Origin of the sequence: Methylocaldum szegediense, from assembly GCF_949769195.1 — a bacterium.
Lineage (GTDB): Bacteria > Pseudomonadota > Gammaproteobacteria > Methylococcales > Methylococcaceae > Methylocaldum > Methylocaldum szegediense.
In genome coordinates this window covers 1975150-1995208 of sequence record NZ_OX458333.1, presented here as the reverse complement: position 1 = coordinate 1995208, position 20059 = coordinate 1975150, and the positions used below count along the sequence as shown (strand labels likewise).

Below are 20059 nucleotides of genomic sequence, written 5' to 3'. Positions count from 1 at the left end.
GCCGAGTCGAAGGGCATGTTTCGGCCTACTACCGGTCTATCGGCTTGTAGGCCGGGAAAAACCGTTGGCTTTATCTAGCGAACCTAAGCCCAAAACGTTTTTGTGGCCTGAACATGTCGTCACTCGACCCGTTACGAAACGGGACCGCCTATCCACAGAATCCTTGGACAAGTCTGTGGATAAATATTGGGATAAAACCTGAGGTATCCAAAGTTTTCCAGGCGTTACGTTCGTCTGGCCAAGTTTTGCTCAGGCGCTTTCGCCGGGTGGGTATCCAACGATAAGTGTTTGATTTCAGTGCTATCGGCTTGTTGAGAAACCAGGAATCACTCATTTTTCGACAGGCCAGTATCCGCGAATATCCTGCTCGGAATCCTGTCAAGTCTTGACAGTGGATAACTTTCCGTCCTCGTATCGGAAAAGCACGGTCGTGACTCAGCCCCGCACGGCGATCTCGATTGTGTAGGGGAGGAAAAAGAAACGTTCGTTATACGAGCTGGTAGAGCCCGTCCAGTACGAGCGTATTGGGGCTTATCATGCCCACGACATTGCGCCCGTCCAGTACCGGGGCGCGCACCAGATTATGGTTCGCGAACAACCGCGAACAGTAGCGGATGTCCATGTCAGGGTGCACCGAAATCACCGGCTTGCTCATGATTTCGTAGACGTTGACCCGGTCCGGCGCCCGGTCTTTTGCCAAAACGTGTCGAGCGATATCGCCCGCGGTGACCAAGCCGTATTCATCGTCGTCGTGCCGTTTGTTGACCACCAGCACCGAGGTCTTCAACGCCTTCATCTTTTTCAGGGCTTCGGCGACGGTGGCTATGCCATCGATCGTTCCGAAATCCGTTTTCATCACATCCCGGACCCGGATAATGGGCTTCTTGTCCATCAGAGTTCCTCCTCGACGATGGGGGTCAACTGTTTTATCTGATGGGTGACGCCCACGGCGTCCTCCACGTCGATCTGAAGCGCGATACCGGTACCCGGCGCCTCGTCGAACTTGCCGGCTCGACCGATGGCTTCCAGGATAGGCCGGGTAAGGTGTTCCTCGACCAGGAACAATAACACGTCTCTCTGACTTTCAAGACTCAGTCCAAAGAATGTCTTTGCTCGTTTGAGTCCTTCTCCTCGAGCGTTGGCGATCACGGTGGCGCCGGTGGCGCCGTGTGCGCGTGCGGTTTTGAGTATCAGATCGGTCTTGTCGTCTTCCACGAAGGCGACGATCAATTTGAAGCGCATATGAGGTTACCTTCACTCAATGTCAGTGGCTTGATCGCGCTGTGCCCACCAAACGGCGATTTGAGCGTAACCAAGCACGTAAATTATAGGGATCAAGCAAGTGAACGCAATCAGACCGAAGCCGTCCAGCAAGGGATTGCGGCCGGGAACGGCTGCGGCCAGGCCCAGCCCCAGAGCGGTAACGATGGGCACCGTTACCGTCGATGAGGCGACGTTGCCGGAATCGTAGGCGAGCCCAGCGATGATTTTGGGGGCGAAAGCGGTTTGAATCGCCACGAGCACGTACCCCGGGAGGATGTAAGCGTACAATGGAGCACCCGTGACGATCCGGAACGTGCCGAGCGCGAGTCCACAGCCGACGCCCAGAGCGACCGCAACACGGAACGGCAAGGCTCTGATGGTTCCGGCCGAAACCTCCGAGGCCTTCATGGCAACGGCGGTGAGAGTGGGTTCGGCCATGGCCGCGGCAAACCCGATACCGCCGGCAAACAGATAGACCCAGATATAGCTGTACCAATGGACGCGGTTCGGATCGTGGTCGATGCCGAGAAAACTCGGCTCCGTGAGTTGCTGCGCCATCAGCTCGCCGATAGGGAACAGCGCTGTTTTCAGTCCCAAAACGAATAGTGTGATTCCCAGCAGTACATAAAAAAAGCCGACGAAAATCTGCCTCGGATGCGAGATGGGTCTTCGCACGACGAGAAATTGGAAAAGCAACAGTATCCCAATGATCGGGAGTACAGATTGCAGAGTGTCGACCAGGATAGTTCTGAATTCATTAAGCCATTCGTTCATCTGACTATCCCGTATCCCATCACGAAGATCATTGGCATCAAGGCGGACAGAGCGATCAACCCGAAACCGTCGCTCACGGGATTGCGGCCGGGGATAGAGGACGAGAGTCCCACTCCGAGCGCGGTTACCAAAGGTACGGTAATCGTGGAGGTCGTGACACCCCCGGAATCATAGGCGACGCCAATGATTTCCGGTGGCGCGAAAATCGTCATGATGGCCACACCAAAGTAGCCCGCGATGATCACGTAAGGAAGCGGCCAGCCCCGGATAATTCGGATCGTGCTGATGATGAGAGCGCAGCCCACCGCTACGGCGATGGTTAGGCGAAGACCGAGCGCATACGATTTGCGCGCTTCTGGCGTAGGTTCGATCGCTCCACCGTCCGAGGCGATTCGAGCCGCTTCGTCGGCAACCGCCATGAGAGCCGGTTCCGCTATGGTGGCGCCGAAGCCTAAGGCGAAAGCGAACGCCAGTATCCAGAACGGGCTGCCCTTGCGTACAAAAGCATGGGCCATGCTTTCACCGAGCGGGAATAGTCCGAACTTCAAACCTTGGATAAAAAAAGTTAGACCCGCGACGACCAACAAAATCCCGGCAACAAACCGTCCGGCTTCGGGAATAGGCTGCTGAATGACCAGGATCTGAAAGAATAAGGTAACGGATATGACAGGCACCAGATCCAGTGCGCTGGCGAGCATTTGCCGAAAAAAACGGTTATGTAAGAGCCGCTCGATGAAAGGAAACTTTAACCGCATAAGTACATCTTGAATCTTGCTCGACATTGAAGTTGCGGAGGCGTGACCCGGCATTTCAGCGCCCAGATGAAGAAGCAGACCCGACCCTGAGAGTATTGCCCACACAGCATTTGGAAGATCGCTTCTCCTGAGTTGCGATGAACGAGGGCGGGATGATCAGCCTGAGCAAAAAATGGAGCATCCGGGCAAGTTAATCCAATCATCGGCTATTCACGTCGATATATGCAAGTTGCTTGTCGCATCCTTGGTACACTGAACCGGTATTATACCCGGCAAGTCTTCCGGTTTTTTTGAGGTGCGGCGCGTTTAGAGTTTTTCTTGATTGGCGTTTGCGGTGTGGGGGCGTTGTCCCTACGCGTGAAATGAAAATGCGCCCGAACGACCGGGACGGGGGTGTCCGTCCGATGTATCGACGGGAGCCGGGGAGATGTCATCACAGGGGCTACAGGTCGGGGAAGTCTCGAGACTCACGCCGGACTTGACCGTCCATACAGTTTTCCGTTTCTCTAGCTTTTGGCTGGAACGAGTTCGCAGCATCGGCACGTCGAGAGACTTTACCCCATGGAATATCCCGTACATGGATTCTTTCTCAATCTTCTCATCATGCTCCTCAGCGCGCGCATATTCGCCGAGCTGGCAGCGCTCGCACGGGTGCCTCCGGTCGTCGGAGAACTTTTGGCCGGCGTCATTCTGGGACCGACCGTCCTGGGCTGGATTGAACCAAGCCAAACCATTCGCCTGCTGGCTGAAATCGGCATCATTCTGTTGCTATTCGAAGCGGGTCTCGAAACCGACGTTCGTCAACTGGCCCGTGCTGGCTTCAAATCCACGATCGTTGCGATCACCGGGTTCGTCCTGCCGTTCGTATCCGGTTTCCTCGTGAGTCACAACGTCTTCGAACGCCCGTTGCTGGAATCGTTTTTCATCGGCGGGACGCTGACCGCAACCAGCATAGGCATCACCATACGGGTGTTGACTGACCTGCATCAGAGGCAGTCCCATGAAGCGCAGCTGGTGCTCGGCGCGGCGGTGATCGACGACATCCTGGGTGTGGTGCTGCTCGCGATACTGTACGAGTTTTCCATTGGCGGCGGCATCAGTTATGCAAATGCCGGGCGGGTATTGCTGTTCATCAGCATATTCTTCCTGCTGGCTCCGATTTGCGCCAAGCTCATCTCGCTGGTGATCCGGCGCTTCGACGAAGTCAGCCAAACCCCGGGATTGATTCCGACGACCGTGGTGTCCTTGGTGCTTTTCTTCGCCTGGTTGTCCCACGAAATCGGCGCACCCGAGCTCCTCGGGGGATTCGCGGCCGGACTCGCTTTGTCGCGGCGTTTTTTTCTCCCTTTCGGCCTGGCCGTGCATGCCGAGTCTGGGTTTGCCGATCGCATCGAGAACCAGATGCGTCCCATCATCTATCTGTTCGTGCCGATTTTCTTCGTGATGGTCGGGCTGTCGCTGAATCTCCGAACCATCGACTGGACATCGCCGTTCATTTGGGTGTTTTCTCTGTCCGTGATCGGTGTCGCCGTGGCGGGCAAGCTGTTCAGCGCCTTGTTTATCCGCGAGCGCTGGGTAACGCGTTTTGCCGTGGGGCTTGCGATGATTCCACGCGGTGAGGTAGGGCTGATCTTTGCTGAGCTAGGGCGGACCTCGGATATCCTGAGCAACGAAATCTACGCCGCCTTAATTATCGTCATAGCCTTTACGACCATCTTCTCACCGCTGTTGCTGAAAGGGTATTACCTGTTGTTCGGTTCACGCCTTGCCGCTAAACCGCTCCGCAAGCGTTGAATACCGACAAGCGTGTTAGCCCAGAGGCCTCGAAACCGGCTGGTCGCGTCCGCCGAGGGATAGTCCCGTGTGAAGCGACAGCCATTTCAAAACGTCTTCGCGTCGGACCAGCCCGAGCACTCGACCGTCTTGCACTACCGGCAGCTGATTGACATCGTGTTTACCGAAAAGGTCCAGTGTGGCGGCCGCGTCCTGTTCGGGGGAGAGGGTCACCAGTTTCTCGACCGGCGTCATGATCTCGGCGACGGTCGTGGTACGCCATGCGTGCCGCGGGCGCTTAGGCAGATCGCGAAGGCAGATCAGTCCGACGAAACGGCCGCGTTCCTCGACCGGGAAGGCGCGTTGTCCGCTCGGCATCACATATTCGTCCACCAGTTCCTGAATGGATAATTGCGGCGTCACCCGCTCGAATCGGGTGTGCATGAGGCGCAGGACGGGCACGTCTTCGAGCGATTGGTGAACGAGTAACTGGCGGTAGCTCATGACGGCCGCATTGTTGAGGAACCAGCCGATCAACGCCAGCCACAGCCCGTTCGCGAAACCGCCGCCGAATATCGGTACGCGTAATCCCAGCATCATGAGAAACCCCGACCCCATCAGCACCCAGGCAAATCCCTGCCCGACCGCCGACGCACGGCGCGTCGCCGCGACCAGATCGCCTGTTGCGCCCCACATCGCGGCGCGGAGGATCCGCCCGCCGTCGAGCGGGAAACCGGGAACCAGATTGAACAGGCCGAGGATGATGTTGACGGGACCCAGCCACATGAGCAGGCTGACCGCGGGACCCAATTGCGCGAACGATTGCCGCGGGTTATCCGGATCGATCTCGAGCGGCCCGATCACGATCTTGGCGAGTGTCAGAAAGATGAACCCCAGCGCGAGACTGGTAATCGGTCCTACCGCTGCCATATAGAGCTCGGCGCGCCAGGACGGCGGTTCTTTCTCCATGTGCGCCATCCCGCCGAACATGAACAAGGTGATGCGCGGGATCGGAATGCCGTTAGCGCGGCCGACGATGGCGTGGGAAAGCTCGTGCAGCAGTACCGAAACAAAAAACAGTAGCGCTGCGGCAAGAGCGGTGCCCCAGAGCAGCAGTGGTCCCCAGTCGGGGTGCGAGGCCGGGAAAAAGCCGGCTCCGAGACTCAAGGTAATCAGCGAGAAGATGATGAGCAGGCTCCAGTCAACTAAGATTTCGATGCCTGCAACGCGCCCGAGGCGCAAAGCTGTACGTGATCCCATGGCGTTTCTCCGTTCGGAATATCCGGCAGGCGGACGATAAAGCGACAAGCTTTTTGCACCGTGATTTATCCAGAGGCGCTCTCGCGGATTCTCGTGGCTTTCCCCTGGAAGGCTATCGCAAGAAGTCCAAGCCTGCGGGATTCTGTTCTCGACCAGGGGTTGAGGGAACCCGCGTAATCATGACCACCGCTTTGCAATTCCGCGCCTGCCTTTCAATTCTTTGACAAGATCGGGAGAAAGAAGGCATCGGAAAACGCGAAGCTCATCCGGATTGACTCGGCGGCTCCTTTACCGGGATTTCGTGGGAACTCCGTCCGCTTCTACTGACCTTCGAAAAATCGACATGTTCGCGGGTGCTGGTTCCGCAGGAGATGACGAACTGCATACCTTCTTCCACGGTCCAGTCGGTGGGAGTCACTTGTGAGAGCGGCACGATTTCCATATAGCCGGAGGTTGGATTCGGAGCCGTGGGCATATAAACGACCGCCAGTTCTTCGCCAGTGTCGGTATCCCGGACGATACGGGTCACGAAGGCCACCGCTCGCATTTTCTCGGTAGGATAGTTGATTAGCACGACCCGTTGGATTTGTTCCGGCTGCGCTTGAAAGGCCAAGAGCAGTCGCTTGGTGGAGCCATAGATGGCTTTGAGTACCGGAATCTTTTCCAATAGTAGCTCGAATCCGATCAGGATTTGCCGGCCGACGAAGCGACTCGTCAACCAACCCAGTAGGAAGAGCAAGATCAAGGTGATCAGCAAGGCAAGCAGAGAGTCGATCCAGCCGTTGATCATCCAGTCCGCGAGCCTAGGGGAAAACGCATAAATGGCTCTGTATAAAGCTGGAATCCAGGGCCGGCCGAAGGCGATCAGCTTTGCAAGGATGAAGTCGAAAACCAGCCAGGTGAGCAGAATCGGGGTCAGGACGACGAGCCCCGCGAAAATGTTTCTCTGTACGTAATCGATGAAAGATCCTCGCCGTTTGCGTTCCATAAAACTACCGACACTGATTTTGAAAACTCGTTGCGTGATTCACAGCCGATGAGATTTCGCGGATTCACGGCGAAAGCGGGCGGGTGAAAAAGTCCTGCGACAATCTGTCCATTAGAAAATCATCGAATAATGATCTAATTGCTCCGATCGAAGGCGTATCATAGTACCGGTCGGCAGGGCTGCGCGATCATCGGGTTTCCAGGAAGATGCGGTCCATTTATAGGCGCTCGCCGGTCGATGGGAGCATCCCCAAGAGACGCGGCCGAAGTGTCTGCAACGATAACGACAGATTCGAGGAGAGGTTATGCAAGGTCCAGTCGACCGTTCGCGCCGCCATTTCATGGTCCAAACTGGCATCGGTCTTTTGGCTATGGCGAGTATGCCGGCGTGGCTTCGTGCGATGGAGATGCCCGGCATACCTAAACTGACCCCTAACCGAGCGTCACCCACCTTCAAACCGGATGTCGAGTTCGAATTGGTCGCCGGCTTAGACTCCGTACCCATTCTGCCAGGTCCGCTCACACGGGTGCAGCGCTACACGGCCAAGTTGATCAGCGGTCCGAAGGGCACGCTGACCGAGATGCCGAATTGCTATCTCGGGCCGATCATCCGCCTGCAGAAAGGCCAGAAGGTCCGCATTCATTTCCGCAACGAACTGATGGAACCGACCATTACCCATTGGCACGGGCTGCACGTTCCGGCGCTGATGGACGGTCATCCAATGTACATCATCGACCCCGGCGAGACCTTCGTTTATGAATTCGAAGTGATCAACCGGTCGAGTCTCAATATCTATCATCCGCATCCGCACGAAATGACCGCGAGACAGGTGTATTACGGTCTTGTTGGCGGTTTGATTGTAAACGACGAGGAAGAAGCGAAACTCGAACTGCCTTCCGGCGAGTACGAGATTCCGATCGTGCTCCAGGACCGCCGGTTCAACGCGCAGAACCAGTTGATTTACGGCGCGCATATGCACGATCGCATGATGGGATTCTACGGCGACCGCGTCCTGGTCAACGGCCGTCCGAATGCCGAGTTCGACGTAGCGAGCCGTGCCTACCGCCTGCGTTTCCTCAATGGCTCTAACGCTCGCATTTACAAACTGGGCTGGAGCGATGGAACGCCTCTGACCGTGATCGGAGTCGACGGCGGTCTCTTGGAGTCGCCTGAGACTTTCCCTTACGTCATGCTGGCGCCCGGGGAGCGCCTCGATGTTTGGGCCGATTTTAGCGGGCGGCCCAAAGGCTCCGAATTGACGATGCGCAGCCTGCCTTTTTCCGGCGTAGTGCCGATGATGACCGAACACAGGATGGGACGCGGCAGACGAGGAGGCATGGGCGGCAGGATGGGGGGAATGGGCATGATGGGCGCCATGGATTTGCCTGTCGGCAGCGATTATCCCCTCTTCAAGATTCGCGTCACCCGCGAGACGAGCGAAAGCCCGATGCTGCCGAGCCGGCTTTCGAAGATCGATCACTATACCTTGAGCGACGTTGCCAACCCAGACAAGCCGGTGCCGATCGAGATTTCCGAGTCGCCGATGGCGATGCTGCTCAACGGCCGGCCCTATGCCTTTAACGATATTCAACCGTTCGAGCGCATTCCGATCGACACCGTACAGCTCCTGGAGATTTTTCATACCGGCGGTCATGGTATGGGACATGGGATGGGAGGTATAGGCCACGGCATGAGAGGCCGCATGATGGGCATGATGGGCGGTGGGCCTCGGCAGGAAGGGCAGGGCATGGGCGGTGGTATGGGGATGATGTTTTCCATGGCGCATCCGATCCACCTGCACGGCGAGCCGTTCCAAGTCATCAGCCGCAGCGTAAGCGCCGCGCGCGCGGACGCCTATGCAACAGTGAAAGACGGTTTAATCAGCAGCGGCTTGAAAGACACCGTCCTGGTTATGCCGGGCGAAACCGTGCGTCTCATCAAGCCCTTCTACCACTTCAAGGGCTTGTTCATGTACCACTGCCATAACCTCGAGCACGAGGACATGGGCATGATGCGGGACTTCCTGGTCGAGTAGGCATCAGGATCGACAATCGCAGCCACTCCAGAAAGCAACGGTGTTTTATCAAATCGCTTTCAATAAGGCATTAATTTTTGTAGGGTAGGTTAGGCCGCGAGGCCGTAACCCACCGCACGACCGCGGATCTGTCCTGAGCCCTTCGACAATGCTCAGGACAGGCCCTTCGACTGAGCTCAGGACAGGTCTGTCGAAGGGCTAACCCACCATTGATGGGTTTCGCTCCGCTCTACCCATCCTACGATTGATTAATGTTCACTCGAATGCCAAATGGAATTAGGCCGGTCGCAGGCGGCATCGCCCGCTCGCACTTTGGTCCTAGTAATCCTTCGGCCGCTTTCCGTCCACTTCGATCAATCGGTCTAAACGGATGACCGACCCGCTTTTCAGCTTAAGGAACTCTTCCTTGTTCCTGGCGTAAACATCCTCGATGCAATCCTCGACGGTGACGGGTTCGCCGGAATCGTCCTGGTAGGTAATCGTACATTGCCGGCGCATGACCGCGAGCGCTTCCAGTTCATCGTGGAACTCGCAGTTGATAGGCTGATACGGTTCCGTCATCAGTAAAGACCTCTCTCGAATGTCGAACGGGTTACAACCGAGGAATGATTTTCTATCAAAGTAGCTCAATCTCTGAATGCCTAGTTCGATAGGTGTCGCGTCTCGTGTGATTATTTACCGAGAAGGAGTTATGCTTGGTTCGAAGCCCGGAGCCTTCTCCAGGAGATATTCGGTTCGTCCAAGTGAGGTTTCTCTCCATGCCGATTCGTCTTCATAAGAACGCCCGTACCACCCCGGCCGTTCGGCAGGCCATTCAAGCGTCCACGTTGAGCGAGCGCGCCTTGGCCCAAAAGCATGGCATTAGCCGAACGACCGTCCGCAAGTGGAAACACCGCTCCTCGGTCGAAGATGCCTCACACCGGCCCCACACCCTCAGAACCACGCTCACGCCCGCCCAGGAAGCCATCGTGGTCTACCTCCGCCAAGCTCTGCTCCTCCCCTTGGATGATCTCCTGGCCGTGACCCGGGAATTTCTCAATCCCGCCGTGTCCCGTTCCGGGCTAGACCGCTGCCTGCGCCGCCACGGGGTGGCGTCCCTCAAGACCCTGCTTCCGCCTACAGAGAAGGCGAAGGTCAAACCCTTCAAGGCCTATGAGCCCGGCTTCCTTCACCTGGATGTTAAGTACTTGCCCGCCATCGACGGCGAACCCCGCCGATACCTGTTCGTCGCCATCGACCGCGCCACCCGCTGGGTCTATGTCGCCCTCAAGCCCAACCGCACCGCCTTAAGCGCAAAGGACTTCCTCAAAGCGGTGATTCAGGCCGCGCCTTTCCGCATCCAGAAATGCCTGACCGACAACGGCTCGGAGTTTACCGACCGTTTCCTGACCCGAACTCGGCAGCCCTCGGGGACGCATGAGTTTGACCGCCTCTGTACTGAACAAGGCATCGAACATCGCCTGATTCCGCCGGGCCGGCCCCAAACGAATGGCCTGGTGGAACGCTTCAATGGCCGCATCGAGGAGGTGTTGCAAACCCATCACTTCGATTCAACCGCCGATCTGGACACCACCCTGCACCGCTATGTCGAGCTGTACAATCATCACATTCCCCAAAAGGCCTTAGGCCATCTCACCCCGATCCAGGCTCTCAAAAACTGGCAACTGTCCCATCCTCATCTTTTTCGAAAGAAGGTTTACGATCTTGCGGGACTTGACAGATAGGTCGTTCACCCTGGCCTATCGAATGGTCTGTCCGGCGTCGTGCCCATGGGGTTTGTTTATACCCGTACGCCCGGCCGAGCGCGATTTTGCTTAGAGCGCGTAAACAAGGTATCATTGCGTATCTCACGGGGCGTAGCGCAGTCTGGTAGCGCACCTGTATGGGGTGCAGGTGGTCGGAGGTTCAAATCCTCTCGCCCCGACCAATCAAAACAAAGGCTTATCGAGTAGATCGGTAAGCCTTTTTTATTTCAGGCAATTCTTAAGGAAGCCTATTGCAGTCGACCGGCGGCGCAAGCTGAAAAAGGTGGACATCGAAGCTTCGCGATATGAGATAGAGGTGTCGAATTGAAAAATGCCGAAAGAAAGCTATGCCCAAGAACTCTGCGAGTCTGCAGCGAAGCGGGTATTAGACGAAGGGGTTTTTTTCAGGATACGGGACGGAGGTTCCCACGAACGCCAATGAATTTGGCGGGGTGCAGTCCAAGGAAGGTTTATGCGTCGATCTTCCGGTCGAAGATATGGTGGTTGTGGAGCTGAAAGCCGTGGAAAAACGGCTCTCGTACACTCGAAACGAGTATTCACTTACTAGCGATTCATAATGTTGTCGGTAGATATTCGATCAATTTCGGGGCCGCCACGGAAAGAAAGGTGCTGAATCATCCACGACTCGCCGTCTTCCGCGTGAACCGACTAGACCCTTTGGAGTAGGTGCCATGGCGAAAGAGAAACGACCTTTGGGAACGATTACGCTCTCGGGCTACAAGTCCATTCGCGAGCTGAAGGAGTTTCGGCTCGCTAGCGGCCTCAATGTGCTCATCGGTGCCAATGGATCGGGCAAGACGAATTTTATCCGTTTTTTCGAGCTTCTCGGCCACATGATGGACCCCAAGCAAAGGGCTGCAGAATTATGTGGCGTCGCGTGGGCGTGCTGACGCCTTTCTTTTCCGTGGCATGAAGGTAACGCCGGAATTTAGCGCCCATCTCAAGTTTGGGCTGAATGAATACCGTTTCAGTCTTCGCGCGGCGGCTGATCGGTCCCTGTTCTTTTCGCATGAATCAGCACCATTCCATGGTCCTTTATATGGATACACCGTCAACGACCAGGGGAGCGGGCATGTCGAAAGCGCACTGATGCGGAAGCCGGTGCGCAGCGCAAGCGAGCAATGGGTGGTGGATACCATTCAGGGGTGGCGGGTATATCACTTCCACGATACTTCGCCTTCCTCGCCAGTAATGGGGGTTTGTAACGTGGTGGATTCCGACGTGCTGCACAGCGATGCGTCGAACATCGCGGCATTCCTCATGCACATGGCGAGACCCCATCCTGACCACTATGCCAGGATCGAGGAGACCGTTCGCCAGGTTGCGCCGTTTTTCGGGGCGTTTGTGCTCAGGGAGATTTCACCAGGCCAGACCCAGCTTCTGTGGAAGGATCGCTACTCCGACCTGATCTATTACCCGTATCAGCTTTCGGATGGCACGATTCGTTACATCTGCCTTGCAACGCTTCTGTTGCAGCCGGAGTTGCCGGCGACGGTCATCGTGGACGAGCCCGAACTCGGTCTCCATCCTTACGCTATCAAGCTACTGGCCAGCATGATGCATGAAGCGGCGCAGCATACCCAGCTCATTGTTTCCACGCAGTCGTCGCTACTCATTGATGAGATGAGCCCAGAGGATGTCATCGTTGCGAATCAGCGGGACGGAGAAACGGTACTGGACCGGCTGGATTCCGAAAGCCTTGGAGAATGGCTGCAGGAATACACGCTCGACCAGTTGTGGGAAAAGAACAACTTAGGGGGGGCTGCCCTGATGACGTGGCGGCGTCTCTATATCACCGTCGAGGGCGAGACAGAGCGGACGTTTGCAGAGGCGGTGCTACGGCCTCATCTGACGCAATACTCGCTCGATGTGCGCCCTCTCGTTGTGATAACCAACCGCAAGTTGGGCACGCGAGGTGGTGTTTTGGACTTCGCAACAATCCGCGATGATCTTCGCCGAATGATGCGCCAGGACGGCAACCATGATGCCCTGTTTACGACCATGGTAGACCTTTACGCGCTGCCGGCCGACTTTCCCTGATGGGACGAAGCGCGCAAGAAGACGACTCCGCGCGAGCGCGTTTCGGTTCTCGAGGCGGCATTTCGGGCGGAGATGGGGGATGATCGGTTTCATCCCTACATCCAGTTGCATGAGTTCGAGGCGTTGCTTTACTGCGATCTGGGGCAATTGCAACGGCGGATTCCCGGATCCGAGAGCGCAATTACGGCTCTGGCGCAAGAGGTGGCAGGTTTGGCGCCGGAAGACATCAACGAAGGTGCCGACACGGCCGCGAGCAAACGAATCATCCGCTATCTTCCCATCTACGAGAAAACGAAAGTACGGATCGGCGCTCCTGCCGCTGCTGCGATCGGACTGCCAACATTGCGGAAGCTGTGTCTGCATTTCGACGAGTGGGTTTGCAAGCTGGAAGGACTGGGTGAGCCATTGGTCGGCTAGTGCTCTGTTACCATCCGCTGGTGGGATAAAGCTGACGGAGCTTGATCCGCGGGTCGGCGGTGGTGAATGGCCTGACCCAAGGATCCGGACCGCCATTCCTTGGACTCAGCAATCGAGGACTGATGCCTGCACTAAAGCATTATCGAATAGCGTGTACGGCGTTGCTGAATCGTCCCGGCTGGTGCACGGTATCGGCACGCCATCCAGATGCTTGCTGATTCCGGACACATTCTTTGGGCAAGCAAAGACAGACTCGCCAGGAGCGACCATTCCACCAGGCGCGGAACGAAACGAACGACGTTCGCCTGAAGGGCAACAAAAGCCTGGGATGGACATTGCAAAAGGCAGTCGCCAGCAGCGTGAGAGCCACTTCAAACTCACGTACTACTCATCTTCACTTAAAACCCGTTCGCGCCCGGTTTCTTTCCTGCCGATGTCCTCCTTACTTGACGCGTTGCGTCAGGTCGTTCTTCACGATGTCGCGGGTTGTGGCCGAAGCTGAATAGCTGCCCATTTTCGCCAGGGCGCGACATGTGACGTAGGTCACATCCTTAACCCTGTCCTTTAACTTGTACCATCCACGTAAAGACAAACACGTTTTTCGTGAGTCAGCGACCGTGAAGATCTCTTCGAACCAAGGTACGCCGTATATCCAGTCTTGATCCGAACTCAGGATTCGACAGTCTCGCAAACATCCGCGAATCCATGGCCGCTGACGAAAGCCCGGCGTAGTCAGGCCGGCTGCGCCGCACTCTGCTTCCGCAGGATGTACAGAAGATTGCTGTGCCTCCAGCTGAGGGCGCCGAGGGACAAAATGCTGCCGACCACTTTCACGGAATGTATCAGCAGCCGGGCGATACCTTTGCCGGGTCTCATGTAGCCGTCGCCGTATTCCGCCATAACGGTAAAGCCATGCTTTTTGCAAAAGTCCTTTATGCCACGCCGTGAAACCACCGGATCGTAGTACACCGGATAAGGCTCATAGCCCGGTTTGCCGGCGTTTGGGAAACCCAGAAAAATGCGGTAGTAAAGTACATGAAACCAATGCGGCGTCATGCGGGTTATAAACCCATGGACGGAGTGGGGATCTGGTATGCGAATAATGACGAGTCCGCCCGGCTTGACCCAGCGGTTGAAGTTGTTCAGTACCTGCTCTGCACCTTTAATGTGTTCGAGGACATACGAGCTGTAGATGACATCGTATTGATGCTCGGGAAGTTGTACTGAACGCAAGTCTCCTTCGACCGCTTCATGGAGATCGCCGATATCGTCCTTTCTCATCTTGAGTGCGGTCGCGTCGAGGTCAACGCCGGTTAACACATAGTCGATGCCGTCGAGCCTCAATTGCCAACGCCGTCCACAACCCGCTTCAAGTATCTGCAGCGGCTTCCCTTTAGTTGACTGTGATTTGATGTGGTCCTCGATTATTTCGCGCTCTTTTTCTCGACTCTCTATAAGGTCCATATTGTCACCCCCCTGATGTCGTTACCCGATGTAAAATCGCCCCAAAAGTCGGCACCGATCCCAAAACTGGGCGATATCTGAGGTCCAAATTTAGCGTTTGGTCGAAAGCGCGGATGTTTGGGATATCCGTTTTTCTCGGGCTGGCGGCTATGGAATCGCCCGTTGTGAGCAGAAATTGCATCCTTCCCGCTTAGGTCCCCGCTATTGCCAACCGAGTCCGCGATGCTCATTTCTGAAGCAAAAACAGAGCCAATTGAAGAAGCAGCCGCTAGCTATAGCGTCAGGGCGAGATACGCTTTGCCTCTGTCGGCCGAAGCGCGTCTGGGAACGTTGTTTCCCGGCAATCGTCCAAGGCTGATCTGGTCTATCGCTATTGTCGTGATGCTGGTGTTGCTGGTCCCTGGCCTAGCGCTCGGTGAGGCGGATGCGGAGCCGTGCCCGGAAGGCGGGACCGCGTCGGTTTGGATATCACCGAAAACGCCGGTGATCGGTGAGCGGCTCAAGCTCATGGTGGTTTCGGTGGACGGGCCGGTGAACGAATTGAAGGCGATCGCGCCGGGCGGCGAGGAGCTGTCCTTGTCCGTCGATCGATGGGGTGGTCCACCGTGGAGCGCGGCGTTCTCGATCGATCGCCTCGTTCCGGGCGTCTATCGCATCGAGGCGCGGAGGCCGGGCGAGGCGATCGTATGTCGCCGTGTGACCGTCGGCGAGAATGCCAAGGCCGGATCGGCGCGGCCCGAGGTTGAATGGGACCTGCGACACGAGGCGCTGTACGCCGCCTGGATCGAACGCCTTTTCGATGCGCCGGTCGACGAATACCCCACATACCCGTCTCTCGAACCGATCCTCAGGGACCCGGAGCGGAATTTCCTGCACGGCTACCTTGGTCTGGGCGAGGACGAGAAGCTTCCCGCCACGCCTGACTGTGCGGACCTTCCGTATCTCCTGCGCGCCTACTTCGCCTGGAAGCTCGGACTTCCGGTGGCGTTTCGCGCCTGCGATCGAGGGACGTCGAACAGGCCGCCGCGCTGCGGGGCGGTTATCGTCGACCAGCGCTTTTCGGCAAAACCGGCACCGGTTTCTGCTTTTACCGAGCTGTCCCGGCGGTTGATCAATACGGTTCATTCGGGAAATATGCGAACGTCGCTCGAAGACGACAATACCGATTTCTACCCGGTTGCGCTCGAGCGCGAAAACCTGTGGCCCGGCACGATCTACGCCGATCCTTACGGACATGTCCTGGTTGTCGCCAAATGGGTACCGCAAACCGAGGATCGTGGCGGACTTCTACTCGCCGTCGATGCGCAGCCGGACAATTCGGTCGGTCGCAAACGCTTCTGGGAAGGCACGTTCCTCTTCGCCGATGGCGTGAAGAACGCGGGCCAAGGCTTCAAGGCATTTCGGCCGCTGGCGAGAGACGGGCGGAACGCGCCGCGCCTTTTGAACAACTTGGAGTTGACGAAACAACCCGTGGTCGCGCCGTATTCGGTAGAACAGGCCGATCTTTCCGCGGAGGATTTTTATGCTCGCATGACACGGCTCATCAATCCTCTGGGACTGGACGCTGAAAAAGCCTACGATGCTGTACTCGACGCCTTGGTTGAGCAATTGGAGACGCGAGTCCATGCCGTTGAAAACGGCGAGAAATTCATGAGACAACATCCAAGGACCGTCATCCAGATGCCGAAAGGATATTCAATTTTCGAGACCGTCGGACCCTGGGAGGACTATGCGACGCCTTCCCGCGACATGCGCTTACTGATCGCCATGGAGGTTCTGACACGCTTCCCGGAACGCATCGTGCGCCATCCCGAGCTGTTCGCGCTAGCCGAACGCTCCCCGGAGACCGTCAGGGAAGAGATCGAGCGGCGGCACCTGGCGCGGACTCAAGAGCGGCAGATCGCCTATATCCGGAGCGACGGTTCGACCTGGAGATTGCCGGTCGCCGATATTCTCGCGCGGCGGTCGGCATTTGAAGTGGCTTACAATCCGAACGATTGTCCTGAATTCCGTTGGGGCGCGTCGCCGGGAATGGACGAATACGCGACTTGTAAGCGGCGCGCGCCGGCTGGTCAGCGCAATCGCATGGAACAGTACCGTCATTGGTTCCGTGAGACCCGCAGACCTCCACGTTAAGGTCCCAGATGGCTTTGGATCTCGAAATCCATGAACCCGTCCGCTAAGCCTCCCGAACTGGAGCGGGCGATCGGATGCCTCGGCGCCGGTGCGATCCTGGCGGGCACCGTGATCGGCACCGGCATATTCCTGGTGCCTTCGACCATAGCGCGGGAAACCGGCTCGGTTTGGGCGGTGTTCCTGGTCTGGGTGGTCGGAGGGTTTCTCTCGCTCGCCGGCGCGCTCAGTTATGCGGAGCTCGGCGCCGCCTTCCCGGAAGCCGGCGGGGAGTATATCTTCCTGCGGCGCGCCTACGGTCCCTTGTGGGGATTCCTCTTCGGTTGGCAGCAGGTGGTCATCGGCAAGACCGGGTCGATCGCCGGCATCGCCACGGCGTTCGCCATCTTTCTCGGTTTCTTCGTCCACGACCTCGATCAGCCGGTGTGGCAATATTCCATCGCCGGTCTGGATCTCACCCTTACCGGCGTTCAGCTCACGGCGCTCGCCGGCATCCTGGTTTTCACGCTCCTGAATTACGGGGGCGTCGTCCTGGGAAGCGAGGTTCAGAACGTCCTGACACTGTTGAAGGTCGGCGCCATCGTGGTCTTGGCGGTTCTGGGCCTTGCGAGCGATAAAGGGTCCTGGGAACATTTCTCCGATGCCGGCACCGTTTCCGCCCGGATCGGCATCGAATCCTTCGGCACCGCGCTGGCGGCCGCGTTGTGGGCCTACGACGGTTGGAACAACGTGACCATGATTGGAGCCGAAATCAAGAATCCTCAGCGCACGATCCCGCGCGTCCTGATCTTCGGTATCGCCGCCGTGATGGCCGTCTATCTGTTGATCAACCTGGCGTATTTCTATGTCCTGCCGCTCGCCGAAGTTCAGCAATCCGGGCGCCTGGCCCAGGACATGGCGTCCTTGGCCTTGGGGGAATGGGGCGGAAGGGCGATTACGGTAGCGGCAATCGTGTCGACCCTTGCCGCTTTGAACGGCGCCATCCTTACCGGTGCCCGGGTGTCCTATGCGATGGCCCGCGATGGGCTGTTCTTTCGGCATATGGGGGATATCGACCCGGTACATCGGACACCGGCGAAAGCCTTGATCGTGCAGGGCCTCGCAGCCGGCGCTCTGATTCTGATCTTGGGTCGAGACGAACGTGCCTTCGAGCGCCTGTTCAGTTATGCGATCTTCGGGGAATGGGCGTTCTACGGCATCACGGCGCTCGCCGTGATCGCGCTGCGTCTCCGTGAGCCGGCACTGCCGAGACCTTATCGAACCTTGGGCTACCCCTGGGTGCCCTTGGCGTTTTTTCTCGTGGCATGCGCATTCTGCACCGGCATGGTGTTGCATAATCCGCGGGATGCCGGGCTAGGCTTGGCCCTCCTCGCCGCGGGATTGCCTTTCTATGCCTACTGGCGGTTCAGAACGGACGCCGGTTCGGACGCGCGTCGCGAATGACGCCAGTGAGCCTGCTCGCTCCTGTCGATGCGACAAAGATGCGTCGGCACTCGGCCAACCGGTGAATCGGGATTTGAGTAACAAGCACGGGTGCAGCATTCGTCGATCGGCAATTCTTCGCCGACGAACCCGTTCACCCAACGGCTACAAGACTCTTTCTTTGATTCACGAATGGGAGTAGCCGCCCTCATCGTTGAAACGAGGATTCCGTGACTATCAGTGACTTCCCGCGTTTTGTCCGCTACGTCGGCATCGACTATTCAGGCGCTCAAACTCCGACGTCCAGCCTCAAAGGACTGCGCGTCTATCTGGCGGAAAAGGACATGCTGCCGGCGGAAGTGACGCCGCCGCCGGGCTCGCGCAAATACTGGAGCCGACGTGGTATCGCCGAGTGGCTGGTCGAGCGCCTGCTCGAAGATCGGCCGACATTGGCCGGCATCGATCATAGCTTTTCCTTCCCGCTCCGTTATTTCGAGGTGCATCACCTGCCGCCCGATTGGCCGGCGTTTCTCGACGACTTCCAGCGGCACTGGCCAACAGACGAGGACCACACTTATGTCGACTTCGTGCGCGAAGGCCTTTGCGGCGACGGCGCGGCTCGCACCGGTAGTGCGCGCTGGCGCCGGCTGTGCGAGGAGCGGGCGAGGGCGAAGTCGGTGTTCCATTTCGACGTGCAAGGGTCGGTCGCAAAATCCACCCATGCGGGCATTCCCTGGCTCCGGTACCTGCGGCGGCAACGGGGTGAGCGAGTGCATTTCTGGCCTTTCGACGGCTGGGCCATCCCGCCCGGAAAGTCGGCTATTGCCGAAGTCTATCCTTCATTGTGGAAGCACATTTATCCGACCGAGGGCCGCACCCCGGACCAGCACGACGCTTACACTATCGCCGCCTGGCTGTACCAGGCCGACCGTGGTGGTCGTCTGCAAGCCTTGCTCGAACCCCCACTGACGCCCCAGGAACGCGCCATAGCCGGAGTCGAGGGCTGGATTCTCGGAGTCCGGTAGAGCGATGGCAGCGGTCTGGGACGCCGCCGGACCCATAGTCAGCATCAATGTCTTCCGGGCTTCGAGGTCCCGGAACTAGTTATCGCCGCCGAACGTCTTCACTCATATCCTCGAAAAAAACGCCATGGCCACAGACCCGGACACCTTTCTCAAAGCAATTCTCATCAAGGATTTCCGAGATTTCAAAACCGAAGCCAAGGCTCAAAGTTCCGGGGACAATGAGCCAACGGTCATTACGGTTTCTAGGGATTACGGGTCCTTGGGCGACGAGATTGCACACAAGCTGGCGGATTACCTAAACATCCCGTTATACGACCGGGAAATTTTGGACAAGGTGGCCGAGAGGGCCAAAGTGGAACGTTTTAAATTCGAGCAATACGACGAGAATGTTTCGGCTGGCGTATCCACCTTACTGTTCAGCCTGCTGACCGGCACGGCAGGCGATCTGCAGACCTACCGCCGCTATCTCCACGAGGTCGTCGTTGATCTCGCGTGGAAAGGTGGCGTTCTGGTGGGGCGCGGCGCCCATCTCATCCTTTCGGACAAGAAGGTTTTGCGCCTACGCATCGTCGGCTCGGAGCGCATCTGCGCCAGGCGCGAGGCCGCGAAATCGGGCATACCGCTTCACGCAGCGGAACGCAAGGTCCGCGAGATCAACGTGCGGCGTAACAAGTCGGTGCTGAAATTGTATGGCGAGCGCTTCGAGCATCCCTCTCTGGAATGTGCGAGAAACTTCGATCTGGTCATCAACACCGACCGCCTCTCCGTGGACAGCGCCGTGTCCGTGGTGCTGCTGGCCATGCAGCGAGCCGGTTTCGATCTACGAAAACACGTCTCAAGTTGATGCCGACGTTTGCAAATGGACTTCAAGTTGATATCGCCGACGTTGGCCGCGGCCTTTTCTCCGGGCGCCGGCGGCTGGACGTAACACCGAGCGTGTGCTA

16 protein-coding genes, 1 tRNA gene and 1 pseudogene are annotated in these 20059 nt (G+C 57.5%); 10 read left to right on the top strand and 8 right to left on the bottom strand.

Annotated features, from left to right (window positions below; translation table 11 throughout):
- Nucleotides 1–487: 487 nt before the first annotated feature.
- Genes QEN43_RS08460 through QEN43_RS08445 form a run of 4 tightly spaced genes read right to left on the bottom strand, consistent with a single transcriptional unit; the run spans nucleotide 488 to nucleotide 2792 of the window.
- Nucleotides 488–892 carry a CBS domain-containing protein gene (locus QEN43_RS08460; RefSeq protein ID WP_036269267.1) on the bottom strand — a complete coding sequence of 135 codons (405 nt, stop codon included), beginning with the start codon at nucleotides 890–892 and terminating at the stop codon, nucleotides 488–490.
- Nucleotides 892–1242 (bottom strand): P-II family nitrogen regulator, encoded by a 351-nt coding sequence (locus QEN43_RS08455; protein WP_026611848.1) that lies wholly within the window; start codon nucleotides 1240–1242, stop codon nucleotides 892–894. Before QEN43_RS08455 ends, QEN43_RS08460 begins: the two co-directional genes overlap by 1 nt.
- Nucleotides 1243–1254: 12 nt before the next feature.
- On the bottom strand, nucleotides 1255–2037 hold the full coding sequence (locus QEN43_RS08450) for a DUF1538 domain-containing protein (RefSeq protein WP_026611849.1): 783 nt from the start codon (nucleotides 2035–2037) through the stop codon (nucleotides 1255–1257).
- Complete coding sequence (locus QEN43_RS08445) at nucleotides 2034–2792, bottom strand: DUF1538 domain-containing protein (RefSeq protein WP_051332020.1); 759 nt, start codon at nucleotides 2790–2792, stop codon at nucleotides 2034–2036. Before QEN43_RS08445 ends, QEN43_RS08450 begins: the two co-directional genes overlap by 4 nt.
- 561 nt (nucleotides 2793–3353) lie before the next feature.
- Here QEN43_RS08445 and QEN43_RS08440 point away from each other — a divergent pair.
- A complete protein-coding gene (locus QEN43_RS08440; RefSeq protein WP_036269268.1) occupies nucleotides 3354–4586 on the top strand; it encodes a cation:proton antiporter in 1233 nt (410 codons plus the stop codon).
- A gap of 15 nt (nucleotides 4587–4601) precedes the next feature.
- On the opposite strand, the gene QEN43_RS08435 is transcribed toward QEN43_RS08440, so the two are convergent.
- Nucleotides 4602–5825: a site-2 protease family protein gene (locus QEN43_RS08435; protein ID WP_317963950.1), complete on the bottom strand. Its 1224-nt coding sequence runs from the start codon at nucleotides 5823–5825 to the stop codon at nucleotides 4602–4604.
- Nucleotides 5826–6087: 262 nt separating this feature from the next.
- Nucleotides 6088–6813: a DUF502 domain-containing protein gene (locus QEN43_RS08430; RefSeq protein ID WP_051332021.1), complete on the bottom strand. Its 726-nt coding sequence runs from the start codon at nucleotides 6811–6813 to the stop codon at nucleotides 6088–6090.
- Nucleotides 6814–7117: 304 nt separating this feature from the next.
- On the opposite strand from QEN43_RS08430, the gene QEN43_RS08425 reads away from it, so the two are divergent.
- The gene (locus QEN43_RS08425; RefSeq protein ID WP_317963949.1) at nucleotides 7118–8848 is read left to right on the top strand and encodes a multicopper oxidase family protein; all 1731 of its coding nucleotides are present in this window, start codon (nucleotides 7118–7120) and stop codon (nucleotides 8846–8848) included.
- Nucleotides 8849–9166: 318 nt separating this feature from the next.
- Here the strand turns inward: QEN43_RS08425 and QEN43_RS08420 are convergent, their stop codons facing one another.
- Nucleotides 9167–9409, bottom strand: a complete 243-nt coding sequence (locus QEN43_RS08420; RefSeq protein WP_317963948.1) for a hypothetical protein — start codon at nucleotides 9407–9409, stop codon at nucleotides 9167–9169.
- Nucleotides 9410–9606: 197 nt separating this feature from the next.
- Here QEN43_RS08420 and QEN43_RS08415 point away from each other — a divergent pair, with 197 nt between their 5' ends.
- From QEN43_RS08415 to QEN43_RS08400, 4 genes and pseudogenes are all read left to right on the top strand, one after another.
- Nucleotides 9607–10572, top strand: coding sequence for an IS481 family transposase (locus QEN43_RS08415; RefSeq protein ID WP_317963947.1), 966 nt, complete (start codon nucleotides 9607–9609; stop codon nucleotides 10570–10572).
- A gap of 126 nt (nucleotides 10573–10698) precedes the next feature.
- Nucleotides 10699–10775, top strand: a tRNA-Pro gene (locus QEN43_RS08410).
- A gap of 510 nt (nucleotides 10776–11285) precedes the next feature.
- The gene (locus QEN43_RS08405; RefSeq protein WP_051332022.1) at nucleotides 11286–11504 is read left to right on the top strand and encodes an AAA family ATPase; all 219 of its coding nucleotides are present in this window, start codon (nucleotides 11286–11288) and stop codon (nucleotides 11502–11504) included.
- Nucleotides 11505–11523: 19 nt separating this feature from the next.
- Nucleotides 11524–13071, top strand: a pseudogene (locus QEN43_RS08400) (DUF4276 family protein).
- A gap of 732 nt (nucleotides 13072–13803) precedes the next feature.
- On the opposite strand, the gene QEN43_RS08395 reads toward QEN43_RS08400, so the two are convergent.
- Nucleotides 13804–14535: a class I SAM-dependent methyltransferase gene (locus QEN43_RS08395; RefSeq protein ID WP_051332025.1), complete on the bottom strand. Its 732-nt coding sequence runs from the start codon at nucleotides 14533–14535 to the stop codon at nucleotides 13804–13806.
- Between the two features lie 222 nt (nucleotides 14536–14757).
- On the opposite strand from QEN43_RS08395, the gene QEN43_RS08390 reads away from it, so the two are divergent.
- From QEN43_RS08390 to QEN43_RS08375, 4 genes are all read left to right on the top strand, one after another.
- Nucleotides 14758–16671, top strand: a complete 1914-nt coding sequence (locus QEN43_RS08390; RefSeq protein WP_235726700.1) for a hypothetical protein — start codon at nucleotides 14758–14760, stop codon at nucleotides 16669–16671.
- A 30-nt stretch (nucleotides 16672–16701) separates the two neighbouring features.
- Nucleotides 16702–18111 (top strand): APC family permease, encoded by a 1410-nt coding sequence (locus tag QEN43_RS08385; protein WP_036269272.1) that lies wholly within the window; start codon nucleotides 16702–16704, stop codon nucleotides 18109–18111.
- Between the two features lie 209 nt (nucleotides 18112–18320).
- Entirely contained in the window at nucleotides 18321–19115 is a 795-nt protein-coding gene (locus QEN43_RS08380) for a hypothetical protein (RefSeq protein ID WP_026611855.1), read from the top strand.
- Between the two features lie 124 nt (nucleotides 19116–19239).
- Nucleotides 19240–19959 (top strand): cytidylate kinase-like family protein, encoded by a 720-nt coding sequence (locus QEN43_RS08375; protein WP_051332026.1) that lies wholly within the window; start codon nucleotides 19240–19242, stop codon nucleotides 19957–19959.
- Nucleotides 19960–20059 lie beyond the last annotated feature (100 nt).